Raw genomic sequence first — 10,000 nt, forward strand, 5'->3', positions numbered from 1 at the left:
GGGCCGATACGCAACTGATGGACATTGAGTCCTATGCGGCCACCACCGTCTCGACGGGCAGCCAGACCATCGCCGTTATCAATGGCGAGGGCCCGATCATGACCGGCAAGGGGTCTGGCGCTGGCTTTGGCAGCGAAGCCCAGATGCTGTCCGACGATGTGGCTCAGGCCTTCTACGACGCCGTTGAGAATGACAAGGTCAAGGCCATCGTCTTCCGCGTCTCTTCGCCCGGTGGGTCGGATACCGCCTCCGAACAGATTTCGCGCGCCCTAGCCTACGCCAAGAAATCCGGCAAGCCGGTCGTGGTGTCGATGGGTGATTACGCGGCTTCGGGCGGTTACTGGGTCTCGGCGGGGGCCAATGCCATCGTCGCCAACCCGACCACCCTCACCGGCTCGATCGGCGTCTATGGCGGCAAGATGGCCATTGGCGAAGCGGCATCGCGTTTCGGGGTCGATTTCCGTCAGATCGGCGTCGGCTCTGAGTACGCCGGGGCCTATTCGGCAGGCAAGCCTTTCACCGAAAAGCAAACCCAGGCCATCTCCAACTGGATGGACACCATCTATAACGCCTTCATCGGCCACGTCGCCGAAGGCCGCAAGCTGGCGCCTGAGCGCGTGCGTGAAATAGCCAAGGGCCGCGTCTGGACTGGCGCGCAGGCCAAGCAACTGGGGCTGGTTGATGAAACCGGCGGCTTCTTCGCCGCGGTGGCCAAGGCCAAGCAACTGGCTAAGATCGGTGACGACGTGAAGGTGAAGCTGGTCAACTACCCCAATAACAAGTCGCCCTTTGCCATGTTCGGCAAGGGTGTCGAGGCCAGCGCCAAGGGCTTCGAAGCCCTGTCCTTCCTCGGCTGGGCCGCCAGCGATCCGCGCGCCCAGATGATCATGAAGGAAGCCCGCGACGCCCGCCTGCGCGAGCAAGGCGCCAGCGTCCTGGCCCCGGAACCCTACGCGCCGTAGGGTAAGACGTCATGCCTGAAACAAAAAACCCTCCGGAGCGATCCGGAGGGTTTTTCTTTGGGATTCAGTGAGGTGGGGTCACGGACCCCACACCCCACAACTTAAGCGCCCGACTAACGAGGTGCAGGGGGTCGAGACCCCTGCTAGTCCACCGCCTCGGCGCGCGAGGCATTCTTGTCCTTGGCCGGCGTGATGTCGAAGGCGATCTTGCCTTCGGCCAGCTTGACCAGAATATGCCCGCCACGCACCAGCTTGCCGAACAGGATCTCGTCCGCCAGAGGCTTCTTGATGTTCTCCTGAATGACCCGCGCCAGCGGACGCGCGCCATAGAGTTCATCATAGCCGTTCTCCGCCAGCCACTTTTCGGCATCCGGCGACAGCTCGATCGTGATGTTGCGGTCGGCCAGTTGCATTTCGAGCTGAAGGACGAACTTCTGCACGACCTGCCCGATGACCTCCGGCTTGAGCTGACGGAAGGTGACGATGGCATCGAGACGGTTGCGGAATTCCGGCGTGAACAGGCGCTTGATGGCCACCTCGTCCTCACCCGACACCTTTTCGCGTCCAAAGCCAATCGAGTTCTTCTGATTGTCCGAAGCGCCCGCATTGGTGGTCATGATCAGCACCACATTTCGGAAATCGACCTTCTTGCCCACCGCATCGGTCAGCGTCCCGTTATCCATCACCTGAAGCAGGATGTTATAGATATCCGGGTGCGCCTTCTCGATTTCGTCGAGCAGGACGATGGCGTGCGGCGTCTGATCCACAGCATCGGTCAGCAGGCCGCCCTGATCATGGCCGACATAGCCCGGAGGGGCCCCGATCAGCCGCGACACGGTGTGACGCTCCATATATTCCGACATGTCGAAGCGCAGCAATTCGATGCCGAGCGTTTGCGACAACTGCTTGGCGACCTCGGTCTTGCCCACGCCGGTCGGACCGGAGAAGAGGTAAGACCCGATGGGCTTGTTGGCGTCGCGCAGACCCGCCCGGGCCAGCTTCATCGCCGCCGAAAGCTGTTCGATGGCCTCGTCCTGACCGAAGACGACCCGTTGCAGGTCGTTGGTCAGATCGCGCAGCGCCTCGGTATCGGTCTTGGACACCGACTTCGACGGGATGCGGGCGATCTTGGCGATCACCGTTTCGATCTCCTTCGGCCCAATGACCTTCTTGCGCTTACCTTCGGGCAGGATGACCTGTAAGGCCCCGGCTTCGTCGATCACGTCGATCGCTTTGTCCGGCAGCTTGCGGTCGGTGATGTAGCGCGCCGACAGTTCCACCGCCGTCTTGATGGCAGCGTCGGTGTATTTCAGATTGTGGAAGGTCTCATAGTAAGGCTTGAGGCCCTTTAGAATCTTCACCGTGTCGTCCAGCGATGGCTCGGTCACGTCGATCTTCTGGAAGCGACGGACCAGAGCCCGATCCTTCTCGAAGTGCTGACGGTATTCTTTATAAGTGGTCGAACCCATGCAGCGCAGGGCCCCCGACGCCAGAGCCGGCTTCAGCAGGTTGGAGGCATCCATCGCCCCGCCCGACGTCGCCCCGGCACCGATGACGGTGTGGATTTCGTCAATGAACAGGATGGCATTGGGATGCGCCTCAAGCTCTTTGACCACCTGCTTGACGCGCTCTTCGAAATCGCCGCGGTAGCGGGTTCCGGCCAGTAGCGTGCCCATGTCGAGCGAATAGATGGTCGCTCCGGCCAGCACCTCAGGCACCTCGCCTTCGACGATCTTCTTGGCCAGACCTTCGGCGATGGCCGTCTTGCCGACGCCCGGATCACCGACCAGCAGCGGGTTATTCTTGGTGCGACGGCACAGGATCTGAATGGCGCGCTCGACCTCAGCCGAACGCCCGATCAGCGGATCGACCTTGCCGTGACGCGATTTCTCATTGAGATCAACGCAATAGGCCGCCAGGGCATCGGTGGAAGCCGCCTTGCCCGACTTTTCTTCGGAAGACGGGGCCCCATCTTCGGACGATCCGCGCACAGGACGCGGCTCAGACGCGCCGGGCTTCTTGGCGATGCCGTGAGCGATGTAGTTGACCGCGTCATAGCGCGTCATCTCCTGCTCCTGCAGGAAGAAGGCGGCATGGGATTCGCGTTCAGAGAAGATAGCCACCAGCACATTGGCGCCGGTCACTTCGTCGCGGCCCGACGACTGCACATGGATCACCGCGCGCTGAATGACGCGCTGAAAACCGGCAGTGGGCTTGGCTTCTTCGGAATGGGGAACGACCAGCGATTTAAGGTCGGTTTCGATATAGGCCGTCAATGCGGTCCTGAGCTTGGTCAGATCGACATTACACGCCGTCATGACGCCTGCGGCATCGACGTCATCGACGAGGGCCAGCAGAAGGTGCTCCAGGGTCGCGTACTCATGGTGATGGGTGTTCGCATGACCCACCGCGCGATGCAGGGTTTCTTCGAGAGCGCTTGAAAACGATGGCATGTCGGCCTCTCCTTGGAGCAAAAAGCGGGTACAGTTTAGTCTGACGTCTCCTCGATGAACGGGGGCTGAAAGTCGGGTTCAAGCGATCCTCAGTCCTTCTCCATCGTACACTGGAGAGGGTGTTGGTGTCGGCATTCTGGATAGAGTGTCGGCATCAGATTCAGTCTTTCTCCATGGTGCACTGGAGAGGGTGCTGATGCCGCCGGGCCATGTCCACCACCTGGGCGACCTTGGTTTCCGCGACCTCATAGGTATAGACCCCGCAAACACCGACGCCCGTCTGATGGACGTGCAGCATAATACGGGTGGCGTCCTCGCGCGACTTGTTGAAGAATCGCTCCAGCACGTACACGACGAACTCCATAGGGGTATAGTCGTCGTTGAGAATTAACACGCGATAAAGAGAGGGCTTCGCCGCCTTGGGCTTGGCGTCGATGACGGCAAACGGCGCATGGGCCGGTTTGTCCACATCGGTCACCGGGGCCTTCGGGGCGCGCGCCGCCTCAACCGGCGAATTTGCCGATAGCAGCGGACACAGCAGGGAGGGACCAAACGTCAAACCTGTCCTCTTAACTGGGCGATGGGCAGGCGAACCCCCCTTCGTCTTTTGAGACTCACACGAAGCCAAAACCTTACGGAGAGAATGCTCCGACAGTTTTCGCCTGACTTCAAGATAGTGCAAACTTTAATCCTGTTAAGAGGCCGCTGCGTACATATTTGCGTTATTCGCATCACAGTTTGCGCAACTGCGTTACAAATATGTCGTCAATGACGCATATCAAAAGGGCCAGGCGGCTCAGAACACGACCGTCGTCTGAAGGCCGCCGCCGCTGATGGCCCAGTCCACATACCACGCCACCCCCATCAGGGTGGCCCCCTCGGTCGAAGGTTGCCGCAGACTGACCTGCCGCGTTTCGAAACGGTCGCGGGCGCGTATCCCGATGGTGACCGTGCCGCTGCGCAAACCGCCCCTGACCGGCAAGGCCGCCGTATAGACGCCGTTTTCACCGGAGCGCACCTCAAGCGCCGGCTGCCCGTCGATTTCCACATCAACCATTATGCCGGGATCGGTGCGACCGGACACCGCCATAGCCCCGCCCGCATCGTAATCGACGACGGCGATAAGACCGGCCTGCGGCCACAAAGGCAGGGCCGACGCACCGGGCCGCAACAGAACCGAGCGCGGAGGGGCACCGATATCCGAGGCCGGCGGCACAAACAGACGCCCCTCAGCCCGCATCAGCCGTCCTTCGGTCTCCATGGCGAGATCGTAAAAGCTGCCGCCTGACATCTGCGGCAGGCTGGCCTGAAAGCGTCCGTCGCTGCCCGCTGTGACCCCATAGGCCTGCCCGGAGGGGCTGGTCAGGCGCACGCGCGCCTCAGGCAGGGCGGCTCCTGTGACCAGCAATTCACCGGCGGCGGTCACCGCTACCGAAGTCACTTCAGGCGATTTCACATAGCCGCGATTGGTGGCCACATAGTCGGCGACCTCGACCTTTTCCGGGGCCTTGTCGCCGCAGCCGGACAACAGCACGACCGAAGCGGCGCACAGCGCCACAGTGCTCAGCTTGAACCCCATCGGAACGTCGATACCTTTCAGCAGGCTTATCACAGCCTGACAAATCTCATGCACAGAACACGTCTGTCATCGTTGAAAAGCGTTGCGCACGCCCGGCAAAGCCCTTTAATTTACGACGACATTCATTTGTTTACGCGATTGACCATATCGTTTGTCGCCGGTGGCAATCAAGCCCGCCCGCAACCATAGTTCCAAGGATTAGCGATGCCCGACTCCGTCTCCCCCGCCTCGCCGCGCCCCATCCTGTCGGTGTGCATCTATTGCGGTTCGTCGGACGCCGTCGATCAGCGCTATAAGGACGAAGCACGGGCACTGGGTCAAATTCTGGCCCGTAGTCAGTTGCGCCTCGTCTATGGCGGCGGCGGCGTGGGCCTGATGGGCGAAGCGGCGCGCGGGGCGTCTCAAGCCGGCGGCAAGGTTCTGGGCATCATGCCGCAATTCCTGCGCACCAAGGAACGCCTGCTTGATGAGGTCGAAACCATCGTGGTGCAGTCGATGCACGAGCGCAAGATGATGATGTTCGAAGAGGCCGATGCCTTTGTCGTCCTGCCCGGCGGGGTCGGGACGCTGGAGGAAGTCATCGAGCTTCTGTCGTGGCGTCGGCTCGATCTGCACAAGAAGCCGATCATCTTCCTCAATTCGGGCGGCTTCTGGCAGCCCTTCTTCGATCTGGTCGATTTCACCGTCGGCAAAGGCTTCACCCCGGACGCTTTCCGCAATACCTATAAGAGCGTGGATACGGTCGAAGAGGTGTTAGGAGCCATAGCCGAACTGGCCTCGCACGATGAGGAAATCGACACGCGCCGCGTGCTGTAACCGGATCGCTTCTTTAGACGGGCGGGGGCACTCTCAGGGCAAAGGAGACGCCCATGACTGATCTGCACCCGCGCCATGAACCGCCCAAAAAGAACGGCCTGAGCGATTACGGCCCCAAGACCGCAGCCGCCAGCGACCATCCTTACGGTTTTGACGAGATACCCCCTCCCCCCGCAACGGAGGGAACGCCGCAAGATGCGCATACCGACATCGACAGCGAGGCGGACCTGGGCGATCCAACGCAGACAAGATAACAAAAAAGGCGCTGTTCAAGCGCCTTTTCTTTACTCAATCATCGCGATGAACACGCTCGGAACGTTCGTGGCGTTCCTGCGCTTCGATAGACAGGGTCGCGGTCGGGCGCGCCTCAAGCCGCCCCAGACCAATCGGCTCACCCGTCTCTTCGCAGAAGCCGTAAGAACCGTCATCGATACGGGCGATGGCTTCGTCGATCTTGGAGATCAGCTTGCGCTGACGGTCGCGGGTCCGTAGTTCCAGTGCGCGGTCGGCTTCCGAAGAGGCCCGGTCCACCAGATCGGGGTGGTTTTCCGTTTCCTTCTGCATGACCGAAACGGTTTCTTTCGACCCGGCCAGGATTTCCGTCTTCCACGAGATCAGTTTTTTGCGGAAATAGGCGAGCTGACGCTCATTCATGTACTCTTCGTCGTCCTTGGGACGATAGGCATCGGTATCGGATTTGGAAAGCTCGACAGCGCTCATCTTTGCACCACACCCCATGACATTGTTTGTCGGCACCCTTGGTTTTAGCCCCGAATTGAGACGTTACCTGCCGCTACGTCCCTCCCTGCAAGAACAGGGCCCCATATGGACGTGACAGCGCGGGTCCGATGGCGCGGCTTATACCCGTGGAATCACCCGTGAACAATCACGTTTTCTTTACTCTAACGGGGTTTCGATGGTGCAGCGCACACGTCACCATCGCACAGGCTTCGCGTCAGAGGGGAATTTACATCAGCCGGCGCTTGGCCAGTTCGACATAGGCGCGGGTTTCGATTTCGTTGAGCACGCTTTGCAGCCCCTGATCCTCGACCTCTTCGCGCTGAAGCTCGATCATCTTTTGCAGCGATAAAAGCGCGCCGTCATCAATGGTGCCGCCCAGAAGCGCCAGCTTCAACTCTTCCAGCGCCTCCAGAATATCCTGAGAGCGTTTGATCTGACGGCGGCGACGCCCCTGAAGCACGTCGTCTTCGGCCTGCAAGGCCAGCAGCGCATCAATCCCGCCCAGAGACAGGGCCTGCGACACCGAGGCCGCGGACGCGCTTGACTTTGTTTCGGATGATCCGTTCAGCGAAAAGCCGCCTGACGCGCGGCGCGGCGCATTGCCTCCGCCCACAGTGGTCGGTCCGGCCGGTCCGTTGATCTTGATCATGCTTGCCCCATTCAGCGGTGGTATGGTCATGTCGGGGCCGTTCTGGCGATAAAGACGCGAAACCCTCTTCTAAGGGTGTACAGACGGTGAGTATTTGCCTGCCCGTGGTTTCCAAGCCCTTAACGGCCCGGCAGATTTTTCCCCCGCCCCAAAAGGCGGAGCTCACGTCACTGACTTTTAAAGGTTTTTCATCTGGCACAGATTTCGCAGTTGCCTCAACATGGTTAATGCCCTTTGTGTGGACATGCGTATGCGCCTTCTGATTGCCGCCCTCGCTACCTTATTGTCGCTTTGCGCGCCGGTCCTCGGGGCTTGCGAAGCCGCGGCCGCGTCGCGCATCAAGGACATTGTTGATATTGAAGGCGTGCGCAAGAACCAGCTGGTTGGCTATGGCCTTGTCGTCGGTCTGAACGGTACGGGCGACACAGTGCGCAACGCCCCCATGCTGAAGCAGACCATGGAAAGCATGATGGGACGGCTGGACGTCAATATACGTGACGCATCGCTGAACACCAAAAATGCCGCCGTGGTCATGGTCACCGCCGAACTGCCGCCCTTTGCGGCACCTGGTGCGCGCATTGATGTCACGGTCTCAGCCATGGGCGACGCCAAGAGCCTGCTGGGCGGCACCTTGCTGGTGACGCCGCTTCTGGGGGCTGACGGCGAAGCCTATGCGGCGGCGCAAGGCTCGATCCAGACCGGTTCCGTATCTGCGGGTGGAGCATCGGGCTCCTCTGTCACTAAGGGCGTGCCGACCGCCGGGCGCATCGCCTCAGGCGGCATTATCGAACGCGAAACAGGCTTTGACTTCAACACCATGCCAATCGTGCGCCTGACGCTGAAAAACCCCGATTTCACTACGGCCAAGCGTATCGCCGATACGGTCAACAAGGCCTATCCCGGCACAGCCTTTGCCGACAACCCGACGGTGGTGTCGGTACGCAACCGGCCGGAAATGAACATGATGAGCTTCATTACCGCCATTGAACAAATGCCGGTTACCGTCGATACCCCGGCCAAGGTGGTGATTGATGAGGTCAATGGTGTCATCGTCATCGGCGAAAACGTCCGCGTCTCGCGCGTCGCCATTGCGCAGGGCAATCTGACCATTCGCGTCGATGAGCGCCCCTTCGTCAGCCAGCCAGCCCCCTTCTCGCAGGGCCAGACCACAGCCGTCCCCGACAGCTCGGTGAGTGTCGAAGAGGAAAAGGGGAAACGGCTTTATGAGCTTAAAGAAACCTCCTCGCTCGGCGATCTGGTCAATGGTCTGAATGCGCTTGGCGTCAGTCCGCGTGACATGATCTCCATTCTGCAAACCATCAAGGCCTCCGGCGCGCTGCAAGGCGATATTGAGGTGATGTAATTCCCATGAGCCCTTTGGATAAAACTGTCTCGTCCCCCTTGGATGCCAAGCCGTTTTCACTGTCTCCGCAAAAGACCCGCGACCCGAAAAAGGTCGGCGATGACTTTGAAGATATGGTCATTTCCCAGATGCTGAAACCCATGTTCGAAGGTCTTTCGACCGATGGCATGTTCGGCGGCGGCGAAGGCGAAGAGGCTTTTCGTTCCGTCTATCTCGACGCCCTGGCCGGTCAGGTGGTAAAATCCGGCGGTGTCGGTATTTCCGCTCAGGTTCAGAAACAACTGCTTGCCCTACAGGAGACGCACTCATGAGCATTTCCGCCCGCGACGCCGATGACTACGCCGCGCAGCTTCTGGTGCTCACCGAGCGCCTGACCGAACGCCTGAGCGCTGAAACCGAGGCGCTTGAGGCGCACCGTCCGCTCGATATCCGCGAGTCGGTCGAAGAGACGCGCAGCCTGTCGGCCTTGTATCGTCAGGAAAGCGCCCGCCTCAAGGCCGATCCCTCGCGTCTGACAGGGCTGAGCGCCGCCCACAAACAAAGCCTGCGCAAGGCCACCGAAGGCTTTGTGGCCATATCGGAGCGCCATGCCCGCGCCGTCGAGGCCGCCAAGACCATCTCCGAAGGGCTGATGAAGGCCATAGCCGACTCGCTGAACGAAACGCGTAAACCCAGCCTGACCTATGGCCCCGGCGCCTCAATCAAGGATCGCACGCCTCAGTCGCTGAACTACGGCTTCAAGGCGTAAAATTCAGAAACCGGTGTCATTTTTCCGGTGTGGCTTAAGCATGTGTTCACAAGGATACGCTACCAATGGTGGCGATTATCGGGAAATGAACCATGTCTGCACCCCTTGTCACGCACCTTCGACGCGATGTTTCGCATAGAGGCGGCAATACGACATTTGCCTTCGCTCTGTCACTGATGGCTATGGCCGGCTCCGTCGGCGGTGCCATTGACCTGAACAACTACTATTCCGTGAAGGCAAAACTACAGGACGCTATGGACGCGTCGGTATTAGGAGGGCTGCGTCAGGAGACATCCCAGCGGAGCACCGTTGCCACGCGCATCTTCGCCTCAAACCTGCCCGAAGGCCTCAGCGCCACGCCGGGCTACACGACAGACAAAACAACCCTAACCGGAACCGTGGCTTATAATAACCGCACGGGCCTGCTGGGATTGTTTGGTATTTCCAGCCTTACCATCAATGTTACCGCCACAGCCGTGGGCACGGCGGCAAGCCAATCGTCAGGCCCCTGTATTCAGGTGCTTGATCCGTCGGGCAGTCAGGCGCTTCTGGTCAATTCCGGTGCGAAAATAACCGCCCCCAACTGCGAAATTCAGGTGCGTTCAAAGGGCAATCCGGCCGCCATCTTCAATTCGGGCTCCAGCCTGAACTTCAAGAAGGTGTGCATCGAAGGCAGCAATGTCATTCGT

The 10,000-nt window shown here is 60.1% G+C and carries 12 protein-coding genes; 7 read left to right on the forward strand and 5 right to left on the reverse strand.

Going from position 1 to position 10,000, the window contains the following annotated elements:
• Positions 1-962 (forward strand): signal peptide peptidase SppA (gene sppA, locus LDL37_RS13835; protein ID WP_290799384.1); only part of this gene is annotated, 962 nt, incomplete at its 5' end.
• 143 nt (positions 963-1,105) lie between these two features.
• On the opposite strand, the gene clpA is transcribed toward sppA, so the two are convergent.
• From clpA to LDL37_RS13850, 3 genes are all read right to left on the reverse strand, one after another.
• Positions 1,106-3,415: an ATP-dependent Clp protease ATP-binding subunit ClpA gene (gene clpA, locus LDL37_RS13840; RefSeq protein ID WP_290799386.1), complete on the reverse strand. Its 2,310-nt coding sequence runs from the start codon at positions 3,413-3,415 to the stop codon at positions 1,106-1,108.
• A 160-nt stretch (positions 3,416-3,575) separates the two neighbouring features.
• Complete coding sequence (gene clpS / locus LDL37_RS13845; protein ID WP_290799401.1) at positions 3,576-3,893, reverse strand: ATP-dependent Clp protease adapter ClpS; 318 nt, start codon at positions 3,891-3,893, stop codon at positions 3,576-3,578.
• A gap of 318 nt (positions 3,894-4,211) precedes the next feature.
• A complete protein-coding gene (locus LDL37_RS13850; RefSeq protein WP_290799388.1) occupies positions 4,212-5,027 on the reverse strand; it encodes a hypothetical protein in 816 nt (271 codons plus the stop codon).
• Positions 5,028-5,198: 171 nt separating this feature from the next.
• Between LDL37_RS13850 and LDL37_RS13855 the strand changes: the two genes are divergently transcribed.
• The gene (locus LDL37_RS13855; RefSeq protein ID WP_290799390.1) at positions 5,199-5,810 is read left to right on the forward strand and encodes a TIGR00730 family Rossman fold protein; all 612 of its coding nucleotides are present in this window, start codon (positions 5,199-5,201) and stop codon (positions 5,808-5,810) included.
• A 53-nt stretch (positions 5,811-5,863) separates the two neighbouring features.
• Positions 5,864-6,064, forward strand: coding sequence for a hypothetical protein (locus LDL37_RS13860; RefSeq protein ID WP_290799391.1), 201 nt, complete (start codon positions 5,864-5,866; stop codon positions 6,062-6,064).
• Positions 6,065-6,098: 34 nt separating this feature from the next.
• On the opposite strand, the gene dksA is transcribed toward LDL37_RS13860, so the two are convergent.
• Positions 6,099-6,548 carry an RNA polymerase-binding protein DksA gene (gene dksA / locus LDL37_RS13865; protein ID WP_041658562.1) on the reverse strand — a complete coding sequence of 150 codons (450 nt, stop codon included), beginning with the start codon at positions 6,546-6,548 and terminating at the stop codon, positions 6,099-6,101.
• A gap of 229 nt (positions 6,549-6,777) precedes the next feature.
• Complete coding sequence (locus LDL37_RS13870; protein ID WP_232037077.1) at positions 6,778-7,200, reverse strand: flagellar assembly protein FliX; 423 nt, start codon at positions 7,198-7,200, stop codon at positions 6,778-6,780.
• Between the two features lie 250 nt (positions 7,201-7,450).
• Between LDL37_RS13870 and LDL37_RS13875 the strand changes: the two genes are divergently transcribed.
• The 4 genes from LDL37_RS13875 to LDL37_RS13890 all read left to right on the forward strand — a co-directional run.
• Entirely contained in the window at positions 7,451-8,563 is a 1,113-nt protein-coding gene (locus tag LDL37_RS13875; RefSeq protein ID WP_290799394.1) for a flagellar basal body P-ring protein FlgI, read from the forward strand.
• A gap of 5 nt (positions 8,564-8,568) precedes the next feature.
• Positions 8,569-8,874 carry a rod-binding protein gene (locus tag LDL37_RS13880; RefSeq protein WP_290799396.1) on the forward strand — a complete coding sequence of 102 codons (306 nt, stop codon included), beginning with the start codon at positions 8,569-8,571 and terminating at the stop codon, positions 8,872-8,874.
• Entirely contained in the window at positions 8,871-9,311 is a 441-nt protein-coding gene (locus LDL37_RS13885; protein ID WP_290799397.1) for a flagellar basal-body protein FlbY, read from the forward strand. Before LDL37_RS13880 ends, LDL37_RS13885 begins: the two co-directional genes overlap by 4 nt.
• 92 nt (positions 9,312-9,403) lie before the next feature.
• Positions 9,404-10,000 (forward strand): pilus assembly protein TadG-related protein (locus LDL37_RS13890; protein ID WP_290799399.1); only part of this gene is annotated, 597 nt, incomplete at its 3' end.

This window comes from Asticcacaulis sp., from assembly GCF_020217185.1.
Lineage (GTDB): Bacteria > Pseudomonadota > Alphaproteobacteria > Caulobacterales > Caulobacteraceae > Asticcacaulis.

Coding starts and splice junctions, on each gene's coding strand:
- LDL37_RS13885 (WP_290799397.1), top strand. CDS start 8,871: ATGAGCATTTCCGCCCGCGACGCCGATGACTACGCCGCGCAGCTTCTG.
- LDL37_RS13880 (WP_290799396.1), top strand. CDS start 8,569: ATGAGCCCTTTGGATAAAACTGTCTCGTCCCCCTTGGATGCCAAGCCG.
- LDL37_RS13870 (WP_232037077.1), bottom strand. CDS start 7,200: ATGATCAAGATCAACGGACCGGCCGGACCGACCACTGTGGGCGGAGGC.
- dksA (WP_041658562.1), bottom strand. CDS start 6,548: ATGGGGTGTGGTGCAAAGATGAGCGCTGTCGAGCTTTCCAAATCCGAT.
- LDL37_RS13860 (WP_290799391.1), top strand. CDS start 5,864: ATGACTGATCTGCACCCGCGCCATGAACCGCCCAAAAAGAACGGCCTG.
- clpA (WP_290799386.1), bottom strand. CDS start 3,415: ATGCCATCGTTTTCAAGCGCTCTCGAAGAAACCCTGCATCGCGCGGTG.
- LDL37_RS13875 (WP_290799394.1), top strand. CDS start 7,451: ATGCGCCTTCTGATTGCCGCCCTCGCTACCTTATTGTCGCTTTGCGCG.
- LDL37_RS13855 (WP_290799390.1), top strand. CDS start 5,199: ATGCCCGACTCCGTCTCCCCCGCCTCGCCGCGCCCCATCCTGTCGGTG.